General features: G+C 60.0%; 18 protein-coding genes and 1 riboswitch. Of the genes, 11 read left to right on the forward strand and 7 right to left on the reverse strand.

Features of this window, described 5'->3' with window-relative positions; translation table 11 throughout:
• Positions 1-26 precede the first annotated feature (26 nt).
• From BN1118_RS11290 to BN1118_RS11300, 3 genes are all read left to right on the forward strand, one after another.
• Entirely contained in the window at positions 27-2,462 is a 2,436-nt protein-coding gene (locus tag BN1118_RS11290; RefSeq protein WP_043556135.1) for an ABC transporter permease, read from the forward strand.
• On the forward strand, positions 2,459-3,538 hold the full coding sequence (locus tag BN1118_RS11295) for a lipocalin-like domain-containing protein (protein WP_043556136.1): 1,080 nt from the start codon (positions 2,459-2,461) through the stop codon (positions 3,536-3,538). The genes BN1118_RS11290 and BN1118_RS11295 overlap by 4 nt, the downstream gene beginning before the upstream one ends.
• Before the next feature lie 314 nt (positions 3,539-3,852).
• On the forward strand, positions 3,853-4,218 hold the full coding sequence (locus BN1118_RS11300) for a hypothetical protein (RefSeq protein ID WP_043556137.1): 366 nt from the start codon (positions 3,853-3,855) through the stop codon (positions 4,216-4,218).
• 80 nt (positions 4,219-4,298) lie between these two features.
• Here BN1118_RS11300 and BN1118_RS11305 read toward each other — a convergent pair whose 3' ends face one another.
• Positions 4,299-5,240 (reverse strand): hypothetical protein, encoded by a 942-nt coding sequence (locus BN1118_RS11305; protein ID WP_084214085.1) that lies wholly within the window; start codon positions 5,238-5,240, stop codon positions 4,299-4,301.
• 776 nt (positions 5,241-6,016) lie between these two features.
• Between BN1118_RS11305 and BN1118_RS21730 the strand changes: the two genes are divergently transcribed.
• Positions 6,017-6,502 (forward strand): hypothetical protein, encoded by a 486-nt coding sequence (locus BN1118_RS21730; protein WP_131245258.1) that lies wholly within the window; start codon positions 6,017-6,019, stop codon positions 6,500-6,502.
• 453 nt (positions 6,503-6,955) lie between these two features.
• On the opposite strand, the gene BN1118_RS11310 is transcribed toward BN1118_RS21730, so the two are convergent.
• On the reverse strand, positions 6,956-7,747 hold the full coding sequence (locus BN1118_RS11310; RefSeq protein WP_043141131.1) for an alpha/beta fold hydrolase: 792 nt from the start codon (positions 7,745-7,747) through the stop codon (positions 6,956-6,958).
• 106 nt (positions 7,748-7,853) lie between these two features.
• Between BN1118_RS11310 and BN1118_RS11315 the strand changes: the two genes are divergently transcribed.
• The 3 genes from BN1118_RS11315 to BN1118_RS11325 are packed head-to-tail and all read left to right on the forward strand — an operon-like array spanning position 7,854 to position 9,086.
• Positions 7,854-8,210 carry an MmcQ/YjbR family DNA-binding protein gene (locus tag BN1118_RS11315; protein ID WP_042869765.1) on the forward strand — a complete coding sequence of 119 codons (357 nt, stop codon included), beginning with the start codon at positions 7,854-7,856 and terminating at the stop codon, positions 8,208-8,210.
• Positions 8,211-8,218: 8 nt separating this feature from the next.
• Complete coding sequence (locus BN1118_RS11320) at positions 8,219-8,695, forward strand: GNAT family N-acetyltransferase (protein ID WP_156994905.1); 477 nt, start codon at positions 8,219-8,221, stop codon at positions 8,693-8,695.
• A 55-nt stretch (positions 8,696-8,750) separates the two neighbouring features.
• Complete coding sequence (locus BN1118_RS11325) at positions 8,751-9,086, forward strand: DUF3802 family protein (RefSeq protein ID WP_042869761.1); 336 nt, start codon at positions 8,751-8,753, stop codon at positions 9,084-9,086.
• 366 nt (positions 9,087-9,452) lie between these two features.
• On the opposite strand, the gene msrA is transcribed toward BN1118_RS11325, so the two are convergent.
• Complete coding sequence (gene msrA / locus BN1118_RS11330; protein WP_043556141.1) at positions 9,453-10,085, reverse strand: peptide-methionine (S)-S-oxide reductase MsrA; 633 nt, start codon at positions 10,083-10,085, stop codon at positions 9,453-9,455.
• A 260-nt stretch (positions 10,086-10,345) separates the two neighbouring features.
• On the opposite strand from msrA, the gene argA reads away from it, so the two are divergent.
• Both argA and lysC read left to right on the forward strand, forming a co-directional pair.
• On the forward strand, positions 10,346-11,674 hold the full coding sequence (gene argA, locus BN1118_RS11335; protein ID WP_017411372.1) for an amino-acid N-acetyltransferase: 1,329 nt from the start codon (positions 10,346-10,348) through the stop codon (positions 11,672-11,674).
• Between the two features lie 108 nt (positions 11,675-11,782).
• A riboswitch (Lysine riboswitch) is annotated at positions 11,783-12,007 on the forward strand.
• Between the two features lie 89 nt (positions 12,008-12,096).
• Complete coding sequence (gene lysC, locus BN1118_RS11340) at positions 12,097-13,449, forward strand: lysine-sensitive aspartokinase 3 (protein WP_043556143.1); 1,353 nt, start codon at positions 12,097-12,099, stop codon at positions 13,447-13,449.
• 95 nt (positions 13,450-13,544) lie between these two features.
• Here the strand turns inward: lysC and BN1118_RS11345 are convergent, their stop codons facing one another.
• Positions 13,545-14,633, reverse strand: coding sequence for a protein kinase family protein (locus BN1118_RS11345; protein WP_043556144.1), 1,089 nt, complete (start codon positions 14,631-14,633; stop codon positions 13,545-13,547).
• 254 nt (positions 14,634-14,887) lie between these two features.
• Here BN1118_RS11345 and BN1118_RS11350 point away from each other — a divergent pair, with 254 nt between their 5' ends.
• Positions 14,888-17,149, forward strand: a complete 2,262-nt coding sequence (locus BN1118_RS11350) for an LTA synthase family protein (RefSeq protein ID WP_043556147.1) — start codon at positions 14,888-14,890, stop codon at positions 17,147-17,149.
• Between the two features lie 102 nt (positions 17,150-17,251).
• On the opposite strand, the gene BN1118_RS11355 is transcribed toward BN1118_RS11350, so the two are convergent.
• From BN1118_RS11355 to BN1118_RS11365, 3 genes are all read right to left on the reverse strand, one after another.
• The gene (locus tag BN1118_RS11355) at positions 17,252-18,262 is read right to left on the reverse strand and encodes a S66 family peptidase (RefSeq protein ID WP_043556149.1); all 1,011 of its coding nucleotides are present in this window, start codon (positions 18,260-18,262) and stop codon (positions 17,252-17,254) included.
• A gap of 179 nt (positions 18,263-18,441) precedes the next feature.
• A complete protein-coding gene (locus tag BN1118_RS11360) occupies positions 18,442-19,200 on the reverse strand; it encodes a substrate-binding periplasmic protein (protein WP_043556150.1) in 759 nt (252 codons plus the stop codon).
• Positions 19,201-19,373: 173 nt separating this feature from the next.
• Positions 19,374-19,691, reverse strand: a complete 318-nt coding sequence (locus tag BN1118_RS11365) for a heavy metal-binding domain-containing protein (RefSeq protein ID WP_043556151.1) — start codon at positions 19,689-19,691, stop codon at positions 19,374-19,376.
• A gap of 436 nt (positions 19,692-20,127) precedes the next feature.
• On the opposite strand from BN1118_RS11365, the gene BN1118_RS11370 reads away from it, so the two are divergent.
• The gene (locus tag BN1118_RS11370) at positions 20,128-21,237 is read left to right on the forward strand and encodes a hypothetical protein (RefSeq protein ID WP_043556153.1); all 1,110 of its coding nucleotides are present in this window, start codon (positions 20,128-20,130) and stop codon (positions 21,235-21,237) included.
• The last annotated feature ends 6 nt before the right edge of the window (positions 21,238-21,243 follow it).

Genomic DNA, 21,243 nt, shown 5'->3' on the forward strand with positions numbered 1-21,243 from the left:
GCCAGCCGCGATCGCGAGGCCGCCTCATGCTGCCGTTAAAGGCGCTGCTGCGCCTCTATCGCACCCATCCATGGCTGCTGCTGATGAGCCTGACCGGGCTCATGCTGGGGGTCTCGCTGGTGGTGGCCATAGAGCTTCTCAACCACAGTGCCAGCACCAACTTCGTCGCCGCCCGCAGCCAGCTGGCGGGGGATGCCAACTACCGGCTGGCCCCGAGCGGCGGTCTGGATGAGCAGCTTTACGTCAAACTGGTGCGCAGCCAGCCGAGCCTCAATGCCATGCCGCAGCTGCACGCCTGGCTCAAAGACGAGCAGGGGCGCAGTTTTCAGCTGCTGGGGATGGATCTCTTCAACCCCGGCCCCCTTCGCCGGCTGTTTGGTGAAGGCCCATCCAGCGAGCCCGCCTTTTCGCTCAACCGCGCCGACAGCGTCTGGCTGGCGGCGCCGGAGGCTAGGCGGCTTGACTGGCAGCCGGGCCAGTCTCGCACCTTTGTGCCGGGTGGCGAGGGTGATCGCCCGCTTATCCTGACCCTGGCGGGCACCTTCGAGCCAGGTGCCGTGCCCATGGAGCGGCTGCTGGTGACCGACATAGGCCTAGCCCAGCCCCTGCTTGGCAAGGAGGGTCGACTCGATCGCATCGTCTTCCAGCTGAGTGACGCCGAGGCACGCGCCCTGCAAGCCCTGCTGCAATCCTATCGCCCCCATCAGCCGCTCTGGCTCGAGCCCATCAGCCCGGCGCTCGATGCCAGCCAGCTCGGTGATGCCCTGGCGCTCAACCTCACCGCCCTCTCCCTGCTCGCCATGGCGGTGGGACTGTTTCTGGTGTTCAACGCCCAGCGCTTCGTGCAGAGCGTGCGTCGCCCCCAGCTGGCCCAACTGATCATTCTGGGACTGCCGCCGAGCCGGCTGCTGCGCTGGCTGGCGCTGGAACTGCTGATCCTCGCCACCCTGGGCACCTTGCTCGGGCTGCTGCTCGGCAGCCTGCTGGCCCTGACGCTCATGGGGCAGCTGACCCAGGCGCTGGCCGATCTCTATGGCCCCAATCCCATCGATCTGCTGCGCCTCTCCCCTCTGAGCCTGCTCAAGGCGCTGGTGATCGGCCTTGTCGGGACGCTTGCCGCCAACCTGCCCGGCTGGTGGCAACTGCTGCGCCAATCCCCCCTTGCACTTCGTGAGGGCAACAGCCACCCGCCACGACATACCTGGCGCCGCCGGGGGCTGGCCATCGCCATACTGCTGCTGTGCGCGCTTTGCCTCTGGCTGCCACAAACCGGCCTGGGTGGCGCCCTGTTTGTGGCCGGTGGCTGGCTGCTGGCCATGGCGCTCTGGCTGCCGGACGCCCTGCGCTGGCTGCTGGGGCGGCTGCGCCGCGCCATGGGGGCGCCGGATCGCCACCACCTCCTAACCGCCCGGCTCGGGGTGGCAGAGACCCAATATCATCTGGATCGCACCGCCATCGCCGTGATGGCGCTGCAGCTGGCCATAGCCGCAGCCATCGGCATAGGGGTCATGGTGTCGAGCTTTCGCTCGAGCGTGGAGATCTGGCTGGGCCAGCGTCTGGCCGCCGATCTCTATGTCACGGCCCCCAAGGGGGTGGCAGGCAACAAGGGTGTCCTGAGCGAGGCGACCCTGGCCGCCATTCTGGCCGAACCTGAGGTGGCGCAAGCATCGCGCCGCGCCGTGCACCCCGCCCGCTGGCAGGGGCAGCCCATCGAGTGGGCGCAGATGGACTTTATCCCTGAGCTTAAAGCCGCCTATCCCCTGCTGGCCGGGCGCTGGCCCGAGGGCCCCGACGAGGTACTGGCAAGCGAGCCGCTGACGGTACGGCTCGGGGTCAAGGTGGGCCAGATGCTCAGCATCACAAGCGAACAGGGACCAAGGCGGCTCACCGTCACCGGCGTCTATCAGGATTACGGCAGCGACAAGGGGCAACTCCTGCACGCCTTCGAAGAGGGGGCAGTGCAATCCCTCGCCCTGTTCAGTGCCCATCCTGAGCAGCTGGCCGACCGGCTGCGCGCCCATTTTGGCGAGGGGGTCAACCTCTTGCCCGCCCCCGCCATCCATGCCGCCGCCCTCAAGGTGTTCGATCAGACCTTTGTGGTAACCGAGTTGCTTAAATTGCTGATTTTGGGCATCGCCTTCGTCGGCATAGGCTCGGCCTTCATGGTGCTGGGGCTGGCCCGGCGCAGTGAGTTGCAGACCTTGCAGAGTCTGGGATTGAGCCCGCACCACTGCCGCCGCCTGCTGGTGTGGCAGGGAGCTGGCCTCGGGCTGCTCACCGCGCTGCTGGCACTGCCGGTGGGCTATGGGCTGGCCTGGGTGCTGATCGAGGTGGTCAACCCCCGCGCCTTTGGCTGGCGCCTCGCCTTTGAGGCCGCCCCCTTGCATGCCATAACGGCCCTGCTACTGGCGCCTGTGTGTGGCGCATTGGCATCCTGGTTTGCCGCGAGGAAACTGGTATGAAAAAACGCAATGTCTGGCTACTGCTGCTCACCTGCACCCTTTATGGCGGGGCGGCCTGGGCCAACGATCTGGGCGCCATCCTCGGCGGCGGCAACGATCAGTTCAAAAAGGCCCTGCCGGGCCAGCCCATCCGCTTGCCCGCCGATCACGGCGCCCACCCCGACTACAGATCCGAGTGGTGGTATCTCACCGGCAACCTCAAGGATGAGCAGGGGCGCGAATATGGCCTGCAGTGGACCCTGTTTCGCCAGGGCATAGAGCAAGCGATAACGTCGGACAACTCCTGGCTCACCCCTCAGCTCTGGCTGGCCCAGTTTGCCATCACTGACCTCGGCAAAGGCAGCCACCAACAGGATGAGCGCACCAGCCGCCAGGGGCCAGGGCTGGCGGGTGCCAGCGGCGGCGAATATTGGCTGCGGGAATGGGGGCTGACCTCACAGGGGAAGGCACTCTTCCCCGCCACCCTCAAGGTGCAGAGCAAGGCGGGGGATCTTGATCTCAAGGTGAGCGCCGCCAAGCCGGTGGTGCTGCAGGGCAAGCAGGGTTACAGCGAGAAGAGCCCGGGCAACGCTTCGTTTTACTACTCCTACCCGCGCCTGACGCTCACCGGCACTTTGACCCTCGATGGCGAGGCCCGCACCGTCACAGGCCAAGGCTGGTTTGATCACGAGTGGAGCAGCTCAGTGTTGGCCGACTGGCAGTCAGGTTGGGACTGGTTCTCGCTGCAACTTGCCGATGGCCGCGAGCTGATGCTGTTTCGCCTGCGCACCAAATCGGGCCGCGCCAATCCCGAAAACCAGCCCGAAAACCGCTACGGCATCCTGATTGAACAGGACGGCAGCAGCCGGGTGCTCTCCCCCGACAGCATACGCCTCACCCCAGGCAAGACCTGGCGCGGCCCCAAGGGCCAGCCCTACCCTATCGAGTGGCAGCTAAGTGCCGGGGATCTCAACCTAACCATCCAGGCGCGCCAACCCAATCAGGCCATGACAGGCCGCTTTGACTACTGGGAGGGAGCAGTGACGGTATCAGGGGATGCCAAGGGGCTGGGGTATCTGGAGATGACGGGGTATTGAATCGAGCAGATATTTAGCATTGCGATTGTGTATCAGGTTTTGGGATGACTTTAGCTTCACCATAGCCAATAGGCTGATAACAAAGATATTTTCAGTCATGGGATAAAGTAGCAGAGATTTCCAATATGCAAAGTGTCAAACTTTGCAGTTGATACTTATATATAAACCGTGGAACATCTATCGGCCACTAGATAAATAGCTAGGATTTTACATTTTTAATTTCACCAGTTTTTTTGATAGTGATTTAAGGTTTCCATCAGGTCACTGCGAAATAAAATACATAGCATCATAACTAAATTTGAGAGGGTAATAATATGGGAAGTTTAACCATAGTGAATGCCTTGGGTGTTGATGTAGAAATTATCGAAGCAAGTCCGTACCAATTCATGACCCTGACGATCAAAAACGGTCAATCTGCGGTTGCAAACGTAGCAACCAATTTTGAACGATTCATATTGAAAATTAGAGTGCTGGGGAATATCTATTATTACGATCTTAATAAAGGACACTGGTATGGTGGCGATGGTGATAACCACTACCCTAACCCAGGCAGCAAGGTAAATATCATTTTGACTGGCGATCGTGGCAGTTATATTGAAACCAGCTACAACTATGCCGTTGATAACACAACCGTCATGTGCAAATACGCATCAGACACCAAGGCATTGGATAAAGTCTAAATCCTTCCCTCAAATCTTTTAAGATTGTGCCAAATAGACCCTAGGCATATCCTAGGGTCTTGATTAAAAACGTAATGCTGTCAGAACTTTTCGCCCATCACCATCAGGCCGTTTTGCTCGGGAAAGCCCACCACCAGAGCCGTCTTGCGGGTACCCGGCATATCGAACGCGGCAACGTAGGCCTGCACCCCATCCCTGGCCTTGGCCAGACCCAGCACCCACTTGTTCTCGAGCGGGCTGAGATCGCTTGACGCCTTGAAGCTGCACTTGCCAAACCCGCTCAGGCTGAGCTTGCTCAGACCTTTGCCAGGCTCGGCATTGCCTTTGCCGGTCAGGGTGCAGCCGGCCCTGGGGAATTCGATATCCAGGGTCAGGGAGCCGCCGTTGTTGGTACTGCGGATCAGGCCCACCATGGCATCGGCAAGACCGGCGTCCTCTTCCACCAGCCAGCTGTCACTGGTGATCGCCCGGGTGGTCAGCTTGCTCACGGCAAGCTGACCGCTCCAGTCGCGATAGAGGGCTGTGCTCTGATCCGGATCCCGGAACTGGGTGCCGACGCGGGTGAAGTCAAAGGTCCAGCGCTTGACCTCCTTGCCAGCCAGATCGGTTACCGATTTGTCTTGAAAGCTGATGAGATTGTGATCGTTGCTCTGGGCATCGAGCCGCTTGCCCCGCACCGAGGTGCGCTCCAGCAGCACCGGATAGATGCCATCCTTGTTCTCCTTCCGGGCCGCCTGACCGGTCCATTGTGAGGTGGTGACCGGCTTGCCGTCGTTCTCGACCCAGACGCCCCAGCGCTGCTCACTGTCGCCCTTGGGGTAGACCAGCGCCAACCCGCTCGGCCCCTTGATCATCTTGAACGGCCCCTGATCGCCGTCGCGACTGAGCAGGTTCGCCTCATAGACGCCGGCATCGGGCAGTGGCAGCGGCGCGCGCTTGGCGATGCTGTTGGCCGCCTTCTCGCTGTCGCAGGCGGACAGGGCGGCGGTGCAGGCGATGGCCAGCATGGCTTTATGGTGCATTCTCATTGACGCTTGTTCCTTGCAATTGCTTTGTTATGTGAGGTGCATTCAATCGCCGCTGAATTTACTGGAGGGAGGGTTCGCCGGTCGACTCAAGATCTGTAACCAGCTGTTACAAGGCATTGATGGGTACAGTTATGATAAGTGCCCAACAGTAAGCGCCATTGAACCGAGTGACCGTGGGCCATGAGTGGCCGCTCTGACTAGCGGAAAGGGGCCATTTCCGTCCTGAGAAACGCCAACAGCGTTGGCTATCTGGAGATGACCGGCTACTAAGCTAGTAGGTTTTATTAACAACCCAACGCCGACAGATATGGCATAGGGCTAGTTACTATTGGCATAGCGGCCTTTGCTTTTTTATTTCACAGTAGCCACCTGACCTATCGCACTTACCTTTTCTTCAGGCACTACGACTCTGATCCATGTCAAGAAACATTCAACAAAAATATTCATTAGTGTTTGTCTTACCAAATAGATTAGGATCCTATATGATGCCCACATGAGGCTATGCAGTATAACCAAAATAAGTCCACGTGAGCATATGATTGGATAATGACGGTCACTACTTAACACCAATAGGTAGGATCACAACAACGCATGCAAAGCATTAATTTATATAAAATTTCAATGCATTTACTGTAGGCAAAACAGTCATTATAAACTCCTGCTCCATTTAAGTTAAAGCTAAGTATGGTTGTAAATCATTACAAAGAAAATTTTCACTTTTTCACTAAAAATCCACTCTATGTGGAGTAATTAATCACAACGGAGGAAGTATGAGGAAATCAGTATTCTTTATTATGATGGCATGTTCTCTTTCTACACAAGCTGACTGGCATAAAGCATATGAGACGGACAATTCAGGCAATGTTACTTATGGTGAACTATGTATATTAAAAACATACATAGAAAATGGTTATGATGTAAAAATAATTATTTCTGGAAATGGACCATACAATAACTACTGGAGCTCTTCCATATATCCCTCCGGCATTGCCTTTAAAGATAACTATGTTTATGCCAGAGCTGCCCCTGGTCTTTCTGAAAAATTCAATGAACAAGGATTAATTGACTTTCAAAATACAAGTAATGCAGCAGATATGTATAAAGCAGAAAGCATAATAGATAGCTCTGGTCGCGTGGTGACACAGCGTTATAGCCTTAATGGAGATAAATTAAGAGAAAAAACTATTTTTGTAGCTGCAACAAAATGGTTTGTTGATACAGCCTCTCCTTTGCTTTCCAAGAGTGCATGTCAGTAAATGGATATAATAGAAGCAATTAGGATGTAAGATTTAATTCCAACCGCTTCTATATTAGTCGTAACTTTCATTAATATGTTGACTTGGATTAACATCTCTGAGGACTATAATTTTTTATTACCCGACACCGGCCTCAAACCGGTGTCTCCTTTATGCAAATTTAGAACAGGGAGGAATGCTCGGCAGAGGAGGTTCTGACGGGGTTTTATTTATCTTGTCGCCAGATCGACCAGATAGAGAATGTTGTGATAGGGAATGCCGGCGTGCTGGCTTAATCCCATTATTGCTAAATCCCTGACGGCAATCAGCGGGCAACAGAGCACGTAGGCTAGACAGGGCCGCTGCGTCGAGATCCTTCGCCATCAGCATTGTTGCCGATGACATCGAGAAATTTGATAAGCGCTGGCTCGGATATATCCCCTACTTTGTTTGAGTCGGGATTGAGGCGACAGATTATTTACGGCCACGGGCCAGGGATTTGAGAAACGCCAGGGTGCGGCGGTTGAACTGCTCAGGCTGCTCCACATTGCAGACATGGCCACACTGCTCGATCACCGCCAGCGAGGAGCTGGCATCGCGGGCCACCTGCTCGCGCACCGGCGCCAGGAACATATGATCCTCCTCCCCCATCACGTAGAGGGTCGGGATCGGCAGGGCGCGCTCCTTGAAGTAGCGCATCAGGGGGTTGACCTCGGTGGCGAGGCGGAACCAGCGTTTGAACTCCTTCTGGCAGAGCTTGCGCGCCTCGCGCACGAACAGGTTGCGCGACTCCTGATGATGCTGGCGCGGCATTATGATGAAGGCGAACAGCCGGTAGAGCCACATGTAGGGCAAGATGTGCTGGCCGACCCGGCCAAGCTGCACCAATACCCGGGAGCGGATGTCGAGCCGCAGTATGGCGCCGCCCAAGACCATGCTCTTGACCCGCTCCGGGCAGAGCTCCGCCAGATGGCGAATGAGGATGGTGCCGAGCGAAATGCCGACGAAGTGGGCGGAGGAAATGCGCAGGTGATCGAGCAGGCGCACTATGTCTTCGGTCACGGCCCGGAAGCTGTAGTGACCCTTGACCACTTGCTGCAACTGGTGGGACTGACCGTGGCCACGCAGGTCCAGCAGCAGCACGTTGAAGTGCTCGCGATAGGCGCGCAGCTGCTTGAACCAGATGGAGGAGCTGCCACCTGCGCCGTGCACGAATACCACCCAATCCCTGTCGGGGCCAAGCTCGAACGTCTTGTGATACAGCATCTTGCGACTCCCTCATCGACGGCATTGGGGTATAGTAGGCGCGCATCTTAGCAGATATTTTCACCTAAAAAATACGTTTGCATGGCAACTGGCGAGGAGCGTGACCATGGAGTTGACGAGTTTGAGAGCCTTTTTGCTGACCCTGCCGGGCGCTCAGGAGGACACCCCCTTCGGCCCGGAGATCCTGGTCTATCGCATCGCAGGCAAGATGTTTGCGCTGGTGGATTGGCAGGCAGAGCCGCTCACCATCAACCTCAAATGCGAGCCCGACCTCGCCCTGCTGCTGCGGGAGATCCATCCCGAGGTCAAACCCGGCTGGCACATGAACAAGCAGCACTGGAACACGGTTACCCTGAGCAACACCCTGGCCGACGATCTCTGGCAAGGCTGGGTGCACCACTCCTATGAGCGGGTGGTCGCCGGTCTGCCCAAGGCCAAACGGCCGCAAGCGCCGACACTGTGAGCAGCCCCATGCCAGAGCAGCCCAAGATAGTCCCGCTGAGCGAGCAGCATATCCCCACCCTCATCACCCTGTTCGAGCAGTCGGTACGCCGACGCGGCCCCGAGCACTACAGCGAGGCCCAGGTAGAGCAGTGGGCCCTCGGCGCCCATCATCCCGGCTTTGTCAGCCAGTTGCGTGAGCACCACGGCTGGGTGCTGGAGCAGGCCGGTGCCGCGCTCGGCTTCGTCACCCTCAGCAACGATGGTCACCTGAGCCTGCTCTATGTGAGCGCCGACCATCAACGGCAGGGGCTTGGCGGTCTCTTGCTCGCCACCGCCCTCAGCCAGGCCGCTCGGCTCGGCATCGAGACCCTGACGACGGAAGCCAGCACCTTCAGCTATGGGCTATTTTTACGGTATGGCTTTGAGCTGACCGGATTGGAAAGCGTGGAGCGCGGCGGGGTCGATTTTATCCGCTATCGTCTGCACTGGCGCTTGCCAAGCTAGGTCCAGCCACTAAAATACGCACAGTTTTTCCGTATTGTTGAGGATTGAGGCCCCCATGGTTGTAGAAAGCGAAGGCTATATCGCCCTGATTGAGTATCTGGTGGAGAGTCTGGGACTGTTTGAAACCCAGCAACAGAGCAGTGGTGAACAGACCATCGAAGATCTGGTGAGCGGCCGGGTGGCCGGCAACCTGATGGCCATCTGCGAACAGAACCCGCAGCTCGATCCCAAGTTGCGCTTCATGATCATGCAGGAAGCCGATGCCGTGGTCGCCGATCTGGAAGAGGTGCTCTCCGCCGTCTGGCTGCGCGCCCCGACCCCGGCCCAGCAAGCCTTCCTCGAAGAGTTCATCGATCTCATCAAGAACCTGTTTGACGGCGCCATCAGCTAGCCCGTCGAGACAGCTTGTCGCCGTAACGCAGACCCGATCGCCCGTATTTTCCCGCAAACAGCACACATGAAAAGGGCCGCCTTCAACGGGCAGCCCTGCTTGCTATCATTTCAACTCATCAAGCTTTTCAATGACTTTTAATGAATATCGAGGCAAGAAATGTGTCTGGTCTTGGCTCCCATCCTTGGGAGCTACCAAGTTAGGCAAGGTCGATCCGGTTTAGTTCCCGACCATGACACATTTTTTACGATTTTTTCATCGCGCTGACACTCAGCTTGTTCAGCGGTACTTTGATCACCAAAAAGAGCCGCAGCTGCGGCTCTTTTTCATGCGGAAACAGGGAGTCGCCGAACGCGGCCCTGCCGCTTAGCGATTGAGGCTCGGCGGCAGGCAGACACCTATGCCACCCAGTCCGCAATACCCTTCCGGATTCTTCTCCAGATATTGCTGATGGTAATCCTCGGCGTAATAGAAGGGCGCCAGCGGCAAGATGCGGGTGCTGATGGCGCGGCTGTCACCACTGGCCATCATGGCCTGCTGATAGGCCGCCATGCTCTGCTGGGCAATGACCTGCTGGCTCTCGTCGGCATAGAAGATCACCGAGCGGTACTGGGTGCCGACATCACCGCCCTGGCGCATGCCTTGGGCCGGATCGTGCTGCTCCCAGAACAGCTTGAGCAGATCGCCGTAGCCGATCACCTTGGGATCAAACACCACCTGCACCGTCTCGGCATGGCCGGTCAGCCCGCTGCACACCTCCTTGTAGGTCGGATTCTGGGTGACCCCGCCCTGATAGCCGGCGGCGGTGGAGTAAACCCCTGGCTGTTGCCAGAACAGGCGCTCCACGCCCCAGAAACAGCCCATGCCAAACCAGGCTACCGCCATCTCTTCAGGCCAGGGACCCTGGGTCGGGTGGCCATTGACCGCATGCTGCTGGCCAATCACCATAGTCTCGCGGCGTCCCGGCAGCGCGTCTGCCGGTGAAATAATCTGTTCCATGAACCCTGTCCTTGTATAAAAACCTGTGCGATCGCACAGCTGACGAAAAGGAGTCTCGAAGATAACAGTTTATGGGCCGGGATCAACCAAGGCCGCAGCCACGCTGGGATGGCGGCATCCTCTAGCGTCCGGCGGGAGTCCCTCATCCCCCGTCAGCCCAAATGGCGGCATAAAACGGCAAAATCAATATTTAGTCTTGATTTGTGAATTTATTTTCATATATTGAGCCCATTGCTGTTTTTTTATGGAAGAAGCCACAAGTGCGTGAACGCGAACCCAGCCTGGTCTATGCCTTTCGGCAGTCTACCCCCTATGTCAATGTGCACAGAGGCGCCACCTTTGTGCTGATGATGGGAGGGGAAGCCATCTGCCACCCCAATTTTGCCAATATCGTCAGCGATATCGCCCTGCTGCAGACGCTGGGAATTCGTTTGGTGCTGGTGTTCGGTTCACGTCCGCAAAACGACGAGGCACTGGCTCGCGCGGGCATCGAAGCCCAGTACCACAGGCGGATCCGGGTCACCGATGACGAGAGCTTCGCCATCATCAAACAAGTGTGTGGCGGCCTGCAGTACGACATCACGGCCCAGCTCTCCATGGGGCTGGCCAACACCCCCATGCAGGGGGCCCGCATCAGTGTGGTGAGTGGCAACTTCGTCACCGCCCAGCCGCTGGGGGTGGATGATGGCATCGACTTTTGCCACAGCGGTCGGGTACGCCGCATCGACGTGGAGGGGATCACCCGCCAGCTGGATCAGAAGGGGCTGGTGCTCATCTCCCCCATCGGTTGCTCGGTCACCGGCGAGAGCTTCAACCTGAGCTCGGAAGAGGTCGCCCGCCGGGTGGCAGTAGATCTGAAAGCCGACAAGCTTATCTGTTTCAGCAGCACCCAGGGCGTCATGGACAGACACGGCGAAGCCATCTCGGAGCTCTTCCCCGAGCAGGCCGAGGAGCTGCTGGTGGAGCTGGAGCAGGCGGGTGAAGAGATGTCCGGCACAGCCCGTTACCTGCGTGCGGCGATTGCCTCCTGCCGGGGCGGCGTGCCCCGCTCCCATCTGGTGAGCTATCAGGATGACGGCGCCATGCTGCAGGAGCTGTTCAGTCGCGATGGCCTCGGTACCCAGATAGTGCGGGAAAGCGCCGAGCAGGCCCGCGCCGCCACCATCGAAGACATTGGCGGCATTCTGGATCTCATTCGCCCGTTGGAGGAGGACGGCATTTTGGTGCGCCGCTCTCGCGAGCAGCTGGAGATGGAAATAGACAAGTTCACCATCATAGAGCGCGACGGCCTCATCATCGGCTGCGCGGCGCTCTACTGCTTCATGGAAGAGGCGATGGCGGAGATGGCCTGCGTCGCCATTCACCCCGAGTATCGCAACTCCAATCGGGGGGATCAGCTGGTGGCCAAGGTGGCCGAGCGGGCCAAGCGGCTCGGCATTCGTCGCCTGTTCGTGCTCACTACCCGCTCCATTCACTGGTTCCGGGAACGGGGCTTCGATCCGCTGGAGGTGGAAGACCTGCCGGTGGAACGGCAACGGCTCTACAACTGGCAGCGCCGCTCCAAGGTTTTGTCAAAAACCATTTCGTAACTTGTTGATCTTGTGCCGAGTTGTCGTCGATTGTTAACTTTTTCACAATCTCGATTGACAGTGCAATCCAGCACAGGGTATTTCTAATTGCACTCCACCGCCTGCGGTGGAGCCAGAAGAGGAGCGCTGCCCAGGCAGCCCAAGGGAGGACACCAGCGTCCGATGAACTTGGGTCAGGGGGAGCAGCGCCGAGACGGGTGAGGCAACTGGATACCTCAACGTCGGCTGCGGGGGCTGAATCCCCCGGGTTGTCATCGGTAGTGGTCATCCCCCACCGCGCCCCATCAGGGGCGGGTACGGGATGGGCTCTGCGGGTGGAGTGCTTCTGGCCGGGATAGCTTCTCTCATTCCTGCCATTTTCAGCCTCCTCCTCTCTTTTTGCCCGATGGAACCGGATTTTTATATTAAGACAGGAGTAAGCAATGAGCCCGATCAATGTCGCCAAGTTTGGCGGAACCAGTGTCGCCAATGCCGCGGCCATGAACAATTGCGCCAATGTGGTGCTGGCCAATCCGGCAACCCGGGTGGTGGTACTGAGCGCCAGCGCCGGCGTCACCAACCTGCTGGTGGCCCTGGCCCAGGGCGATCTCGACGAGACGGGCCAGGAGGCTCAGCTGGCCAAACTGGCCGAGATCCAGCAGGCCATACTGACGGCGCTGGGTGACCCAAGCGATCTGAGCACCCTGATCCATGCCACCCTAGGCGAGATCCGCACCATGGCGCGCCAGGCCAGTCAGCATACGGATGCCGAGCTGGCCGATCGCCTCATCGCCTGCGGCGAGCTGATGTCCACCCGCCTCTTCACCGAGCTGCTGCGCCAGCGCGGCGTCAAGGCCCACTGGCAGGATGTGCGTCAGCTGATGCGCACCGACAGCCGCTTTGGCAAGGCGACCGTGGATCTCGCCGCCACCCGCATCCTCTGCCAGCAGGCACTGGGCCCTCTGCTCGGCGACAGCCTCATCATCACCCAGGGCTTCATCGGCTCGGATGCCGATGGCCGCACCACCACCCTAGGTCGGGGCGGCTCCGATTACAGCGCCGCCCTGCTTGCCGAGGCCCTGGATGCGGGCAGCATAGAGATCTGGACCGACGTACCCGGCATCTACACCACGGATCCGCGCCTCGTCACCCGCGCCCGCCCCATCCCCGAAATCAGCTTCGTCGAGGCGGCCGAGATGGCCACCTTCGGCGCCAAGGTGCTGCACCCGGCCACCCTGCAGCCGGCGGTACGCCAGGACATACCCGTGTTTGTCGGCTCCAGCAAGGATCCGGCGGCCGGCGGCACCTGGATCCGCGCCAGCACCCGCACCAGCCCGCTGTTTCGCGCCGTGGCGCTGCGCCGCCAGCAGGTACTGGTCACACTGCACAGCCTCAACATGTTCCACGCCTATGGCTTCCTGGCCGAGGTGTTCGGCATCCTGGCCCGTCACCGCATCTCGGTGGATCTCATCACCACTTCAGAGGTGAGCGTGTCGCTGACACTGGATCACACCGGCAGCCAGAGCAACGGCGAGCCCATCTTGAGCGACAAGGTGCTGGCCGAGCTGGGTCAGCTGTGCAAGGTGAAGGTGGAGACAGGGCTGGCGCTGGTAGCGCTGATCGGCAACCGCATGAGCGAGGCGGCCGGGGTGGGCAGTCAGGTCTTTGACGCCATCCGCGAGCACAACATCCGCATGATCTGTTATGGCGCCAGCGCCCATAACCTCTGCTTCCTGGTCAAGGAAGAAGAGGCAGGCCACATAGTCAACCGCCTCCACCAGGAGCTGCTCGACTGAGCCAGCCGAGGTTTGACACCGCATAAAAGAGGGGCACCCAGGGTGCCCCTCTTTTCGTTGCGGCCAAGGTCATAGACGCAGATAGTCGCGCCCGTTTACCCCGCCAGGGTGGGCACCGGCAGCAGACAGGCGCGGATCGCCTCGCGCAGGCTAGCGAGTCGGGCCAGCAGCGCCGCCTGGTCAAGCCCGGCTTCGTCCGGTCCCAGGTTGTCCGCCAGCTCGGCGAAGTGCTCGGTCACAGCCCGCTCCAGCCAGTCGAGCCGGCGCAGGGTGAGCGGACCGCAGCTCTTGCCGCTGAGATCATCCTGGATGTCGAGCCTGTGGCTGCGATACATGTCGCGCCACCAGTTGGCGGCCAGCGCCGCGTTGCTGGCCAGTGCCGAGCGCCACTCCCCCTGCAAGCCCTGCAAGCGGGCCAGCACGGGGGCGCTGGCGCCCTCCCGGGTCAGGTATTGCAGCTCGCGCTGCACCCAGGCCAGGCACAGACAGCGCCAGTAGCGAAACTGCGGCAGGGGATCCGGCTCGTCGAGCCAGAGGCCGGAGAGGGTGCGGGTCTCCAGCCGCTCAGGCACATGAAACTGGGGATCGGAGAGGCCGTTGGAGTTGAATTCATGACGGGGATCGAACGGCCACATGTAGCCAAAGTCGAACACGGCGATCTGCTGGCCATCGTCGAGCAGGTTGCCCGGGCTCGGATCCCAGTCAAACCAGCCCCAGTGGGCAAGCTCGGCCTGCACCGCCAGCATCTGCGCCAGATTGCGCTCGTTGAGATCATGCACAGGCACGCCCCGCAGCCAGGGGGAGATGAGCACCCCGGCCCGGGCCGAGCCGAAGCAGGTACAGACCACATTGGAGAGAATGGTGGGGTGCAGCTCGCGCAGGGCCTCTATCTCGCGCCGCCGCTCCAGCTCGGTCAGGAAGGCGGTCTTGCCGTCGACGTTGGCCACCAGGGAGTCGTGCCGGCACCGTTTCAGACACCAGTGATGTCCCTCCACCTTGAGGTGAAACACCTCGGCGGTGAGGCCGTGACGATACACCTTGATCACGGCGGGATGATCCTCCTTGAGTCTCACCAGCTGCGCCAGTGGCAAGGGGCAATCCCGCTCGCGCCCGATCCGGATCTCCTCCTTGCTCTCCAGCATGCGGAGCAATCTTGCCTGACGTGCCGCTACTTTGGGATTCATACATGCACCTCCATCATTATTGAGAGACTAAGCAGCAAGGCAGGCGCAAACCAGCGGCAAAGCGTCATGATGACGCTTTCATCACAGAATGAGTGCGGCCGTCCGATCCGGATCACAGTTTGCATGGATCCATGGTCATGAAATATTCATTGTCTGGTCATTAAATTGACAACAAGGAACAAGCCCCTCACCATCGGGTCAAATTAAATGCAGCAACCAGTCGCCGTCATCACTCGCTCAAAGGATGAGCTCATATGAAAGTCCCCTCTTCAGCACGCTTGTCAGCCAGGGTACCCAGTCTGCCCTCCCTGCTGCTTGGCTTGCTGGCCGCGCTGCTGCTGCTGACCCTGATACTGCCGCAGATCAATCCTGGCAGCTGGCTCGGCCGGGCCCAGCCGCTGGTACTGGGGCCTGCCGATCAGCCGATCGCCACCCTCACCCGTCATGCCCTGCTCTACAAGAGCGACAGCCGTGGCCTCTACCTGGTGGTGCGCAGCCAGTGGCAACTGCTCAAGCCGCTGCAGGAGGGGGACAAGGTACGGGTGGAGTTGCTCAACGAACGGGGTGAGCGGATAGATCAACTGAATCAGCCGGTAGACAAGCGCCAGGTGTGCCGCAAAACCCGCTGTACCCTGGATCTCAACAGCACACTGCGGGCGCCCGACGATGCCCTCGCCAGTCGCTATCAGCTGCGGATCGGCCTGCTACTCAAGGAGAGACCCGAGAGCGCCGAGTTCAGCCAGATCCTGCAGACCCTGCCGGAGCAGGGTTTCAACCTCAGCTACCTCTTCACCAGCCTGGTGCTGGTGCTGGCCCTGAGCGCCGCCGTGCTCAGAACCGTGCTGCCCCGCCTCAGACGCAGCTTGCGCTGGCGAGTCATCGGCAGCCTGCTGCTCGGCAACCTCACCTTCGTGCTGCTGCACGGCTTCGTGGTGTTCAAACTGGGGGAGTTTCTGCTCTGGTCCGGTTTCAGGCCCGAGCACTACTACCTCGCCTGGGGCAGCATGGTGCTGGGCTGGAGCCTCTGCGCGCTGGCGGGTTTCAACCTCTACATGGGGCTGGTGTTCACCGCCCTCTCCGGCATAGGCCTGCTCGCCAACTTCATGAAGATCGCCATCTACGGGGTGCCGCTGGGGGGGGACGATCTCGGCAACCTGCTGGCGCTGCTGCGCATCCTGCTGGAACAACATCCCGTGTTGCCAGTGCTGGGCGCCGGCCTGCTGCTGTTTCTCTGCTGGCGCTTCGCCCTGTCACGCTGGATCCTGCGCACCCTGGCCGCCACCGCCGCCTTCTTTGCCCTGTGCGTATTCGCCACCCAGACCGGCAACAAGCTGCTGGGGGCCAACATTCGCTACGTGGACAGGGCGGTCAACTATCACAGGGACATCATACGGGCCGGCCCCGGCCTCTATCTGTTCAACCTGGTGGACGAGATGCTGCAAAACGGCAGCGTGTTTCGCTACCCTTTGCAGATCAACGAGCTCACTCCCCAGCTAAGCCATGCGAGCCAGGGGCAAGCCCCCCGCTTCGATCTGGTGATAGTGCTGCAGTACGAGTCGCTCTGGCTCGGCTGGCAGGGCAAGATCTGCGCCCCTCCCCCGATCCTTAGCCTGCCCGCCAGCGTGCAGCAGTGGCACAAGACAATCCACTCCCCCACCACGGGCGGCATGACGGTACTGGCCGAGTTCGAGATGAACACAGGCCTGCCGGTGGGCCTGCTCAAGCAGGGGGTCGTGCCCTACTACTACCTCTCGGAGCAGGTGCCCGGCCTTGCGCAAAGCGCCAGGCAAAGTGGCTACAAGACCCTGTTTGCCCACCCCTATGTGGAGAAGTTCTGGGGCCGCGCCAAGGCGATCCCGGCCCTTGGCTACGAGGAGCGCTGGTTCGATACCCGCTTCACCACGCTCGAGCATAAAGGGCTCTATATCTCGGATGATGCGCTGATCGACCACCTGCTCAGGCGCAGCGAACAGGATAGCCAGCCCCTGTTTGCCTATGCGGTCACCATGCAGGGCCACGGCCCCTTCGACGGGGATCGCTATCAGGCCCAGCAACTCGACAAGGCCTGTCCTGATCAGAGCGCGGCAGAGCGTCAGCTGCTCAACACCTACTACACCGGAGTGGTGGATGCCATGGCCTCGCTGGAGCGGCTGCTCAAGACCCTGGACCAGTCCGGCAAGCGCTATCTGGTGGTGGCCTTTGGCGATCACCAGCCGTTTCTGATGTCGGCGGGCAAGGGGATTCACGGTGACAAGCCGCCTCGCGATGCCACCTACCAGATCCCCATGATGGCCTTTACCCGCGATGATGGTGCCCTCAACCTCGCGACCCAGTTCGCCCCGGTGCGCCAGCTCTACCAGATGGGTCAGGCTACCCGCCAGCTGCTGGCGGGGGATATGACCCCGATCCCGGATCTGGCCCTGCTCCACCCTGTGCTGGGTGAAGAGAAAGGATTCGACGTCTCGCCCCTGGTGCCGCAGATCCGGGCCAGCTTCCGGCCGGATGCCCTGCCCTGATCCCGGATCTGAGAACGTAAAAGAGGCCGCAGTTGCGGCCTCTTTGCATCCTGGTCTGGATTGCGATCGGCTACTACGCCGTGCTCTGAGCTGACACGGCCGCTAACGCAGCCAGGGTTCGCACAGGGTGAGGCTCTGGGCATCGAGATCCAGCTCAGCCTCTATGCCAAGAGGCAGGGTCAGCATGGGGTGGGTGTGGGCGCAGTCAAACTCCGCCAGTATGGGGAAGGTCGGTTCTCCCACCACCTCCAGCAGAATATCGAGCGGCCGCTTGCCACTGCCCTGTTGGTTGAACAGCTCGTGCTTGCCGAGCACCAGAGCACCGATGCGCTCGAACACCCCGCACAGCTTGAGGTGGGCAAAGGATCGCTCAACGGTTTCGGCGGACAGCAGGCTGTCTTCCAGCAACAGAATGTCCCCTTGCTGGATGGCCGGCATGTAAGGGGAGCCCCAAATCCCCGCCAGGGTATTGAGGTTGCCGCCGATCAGCCTGCCCCGCACCTTGCCCGATCCCACCGAGATCAGCCGGTTGGGCAGGCACTGCTTGGCCCGGGTCTGGTTTTCCCAATCCAGCCGCTCGTCGGTCCATTGCGCCGGGGTCGGCAAGGTATGAGGCGCGACGGCGCCACCGGCCTGGCAGATCTGGCGAAAGCCCGACAAGGTCTCGTCCACCAGCGGCGGCAATTCACCGAACGAGGCCACCAGCGCCGGGCCATAGAAGGTAACCAGGCCGGTTTTGGCATAAATGCCGAGCAACAGGGCCGTCACGTCCGAGTAGCCGATGATGATCTTGGGGTCCCGTTTCAGTGCCTCGTAATCGAGATACGGCAGCAGGGAGTTGGAATTGCTGCCGCCGATCACCGACATGATGCAACACACCTCTGGATCGCGAATGAGTGCATTGAGCTCGGCTGCCCGCGCGGCTATGGAGCCGGATCGCCAGTGATCCTGCTGGCCGGTCAGGCTGCCCGCCTTGAGCCTGAAGCCCTGTGCCTCCAGAAACGCCCTGGCGCGAGCAAAGCGCTGCGGCGCCCAGGCCGTGGCCGCGCTGGAGGGGGAGAAAAAACCTATGGTGTCGCCAGGTTTGAGCCCTGACGGCTTGAGTGATGTCATCGCAAGACGTCCTGTTCCGATTATGACCATCCAGGGCATGGCGCCCACAAGAAAGGACTCATAATAGCCATGCCATGGCCCTAAAGACACCAGGAAAAGATGGCAGAGCCAAGGTGCTGCCCGGCTTCAGCCGTTTGATGAACACGGGATTGAGGCCGGGCATGGGGGCGCGGAACGATTCACTCGCTGGTCGGTTTAACCCAGAAACGGCGCACCCATTTCTGGGTAATCTCCTCGTAGGAGCCATCCTTGCGCATCTGATCGAATGCCTTCTGAAGCTGCTGTATGGTGGCGTCATCCGTGTTGCGGCTGAAGGCGAAGTAGAACAACATTGTCTCCTGAAACTGGAACATGGGGACAAAATCCGAGTAGTGATGCCCCAATGTCTCTATGTGATAGGCGGCCCCCATCTGCATGGCAGGGGCCACGTCTGCCCTCCCGCGCAACATCATGCGAAACTTGTCATCCTCGTCGTGTACCAATACCAGATTGAGCCCTTTTCCCGACAGCTCACGGGCCATCGCCGAGTCGCGCACCACGGCAATCCGCCAGGGAGCCAGCTCGGCTAGCTGGCTGGCCACCAGATCGTCACGGTTTGCCAGGCGATAAAACCAGATGACGCGAGGACCGATTGGGCCAATCCAATGGAAGAGCGCCTCCCGCTCCGGGAGCCGTATCATGCTGAAAATGACGGTATCGGGATCATACTGCGCCATCTGGTAAGCCCGCGCCCAGGGCAGGAGTTGTATCCCCTTGCTGTCGAGCGTGATGCCGCTGACCTCCAGCATTCGGTGCAGCATATCCACCGAGAGCCCTGTGACCTGACCATCCCTACCCCGGTAGTTGTAAGGGGGAAGCTCCTCTGTCACCGCCTGAATGCTTGCCCCCATGGCACTGCCCAGCCAGCACCACAACAATAACCAGCGAACATGGAACATGATTGACCTCCAGACCGTCCTCTCTTGTGTCAAGTATGGCGGGCATGAGCCGTACTGCGTATAGCGGCTGACCATCAAGAACAGGTGGCGGATCAGCTGCCATCCCGCCACGCCGGGACGCAGAAACTGAAAAACCGGCAGAAGGTTGCCGGTTTTTCAGGGTGTTCAAGGGATCAGACCAGCACGGCGGTACCGCTGATGCTGACCATCAGCATGCTGCCGTTTTGCCCCACCACCTCGTAGTCGATGTCGATGCCGACCACGGCATTGGCCCCCAGGGCGGAGGCACGTTCTTTGAGCTCATCGAAGGCAATCTCGCGGGCGCGGGCCAGCTCTTTTTCATAGGCGCCGGAGCGGCCGCCTATGATGTCGCGGATCCCGGCAAACAGATCCTTGAAAATGTTGGCGCCGAGGATGGCTTCGCCCACGACTATGCCGCGATATTCACGAATGGTCTTGCCTTCCAGGGTGGGGGTGGTTGAGAGGATCATCTTGGTTTCCTTATCGATTCACTGGGTAGACAGCCTAAAGCAGCGATAGTTTCCAGGCAAGAAAACAGACTCGATGCGTGTCTGTGGATCACTGCTGTCTGTGTTTGGAGGGGCAGGTTCCGTAGAGAGTCGACCGCTTGGATCCTGCCGGCATCAAGCAACGGGAGACAAGGTTGAGCAAGCTGCACGATAAGCACCCAGGCGCCCCCTCAATAGCCGATCTGGCCCAAACATCAAGTGATAGAAGTGTCAGTTGTGGCCCATTTCGCCTTTCCATAGGGTGAGTCTGTCCCGGCCCGACGCCGGAGACTGACCCACTTCGTCACGAGGACAGCATCATGATGCAGCTCGACACCCGACCACCTCATCCCACCCCTTCAACGCGGGTACCTTTCCACGCCAGCCACCTCGCCGAAGCCCGTGCGGAGGCCACACCATGACCACGATCACCACACTGGATCTTGGGGATCAAGGCCTGCTGGCAGCCTACCTGTCTGCGGCCTCACCGGCCCTGCTCAACCAGAGCTATGCCAATCTGCTGCTGATGCAACAGTCCCTGGCCAGGAGTGAGCTCGACTCATCCCTGGCAGTCAAGATTGAGGCCTACCAGGCCCAGATGCTCAACCAGGCGCGCTACTACCAGCAAGACAACCTGCCTGGCCTTATCCATCTGATGAGCTATGGCTCGAATTTCTACGCCCTGATCGCGGCCTTCAACCGCTTGCTCGGCCAGGATGACGATGCGGCCGTGCTGGCCGGGCGAGCCAAGCTGGCAGAGCAGCTGACCTCGCTGGCCGATCAGGCCCGGAGCTACCGGCTCTTGGCCCAGACGCTCAACACCCGGGTTCAGGTCGCCTGGGGTTCGCTGCGTCCCCTGATGGACAACTTCCTGGGGGTGATCACTCAGCTCGAGCAGGATCTGATCGCCGATGCCCAGCACCAGGCCAAGGCCATAGACGCACTGAATCAGGCCATAGCGGCAAACATTCAGGCCATTGTCGATGAGGGTGGCAAGGCCGGTGAGGGTGTCAGCCAACTGGGCCACGCCATCGTGACCTCGCTGGCGCTGGAGGAAAAACCCGCCGCCAAGCCTGCCGCTAGCCAAGGCACGGCCAAGGGATCAGACCAGCAGACCCAATACATGATCTCCGGTATCCAGGCCCTGTCATCCGGCATAGCCGGTGCCAGCCTGGCGGCCAAGGAGCTCAAGGCCAATACCCAGAAACTGGCTCAGGCCTACCAGGCGCTGGCCGAGACCAACGCCATGCTGACGGTCGCAAAGTCGGTGCAGGCCCAGAACCAGCTGTTTGTCAGCACCTACGAGACGGTAGCCCGGGCGATCACCGGCCTGCCCTCGGGCTGGCAGAAGGTGGCCGACGCCTATCAGAGCGCCGTCCCCGTGGTGGCCGACCTCAGCAACGACGGCGATGTGCGTCTGCTCAGGCGCACCCTGGCGCTGGATACCCAATCCTGGCAACTGCTCTCCGATCAGGTGAATGACATCAAGACCGCCTACGCCGGCAACGGCGTACTGCCCGATGCTTAACCCCAC

The sequence above is a fragment of the Aeromonas bestiarum genome, assembly GCF_000819745.1.
Taxonomy (GTDB): domain Bacteria; phylum Pseudomonadota; class Gammaproteobacteria; order Enterobacterales; family Aeromonadaceae; genus Aeromonas; species Aeromonas bestiarum.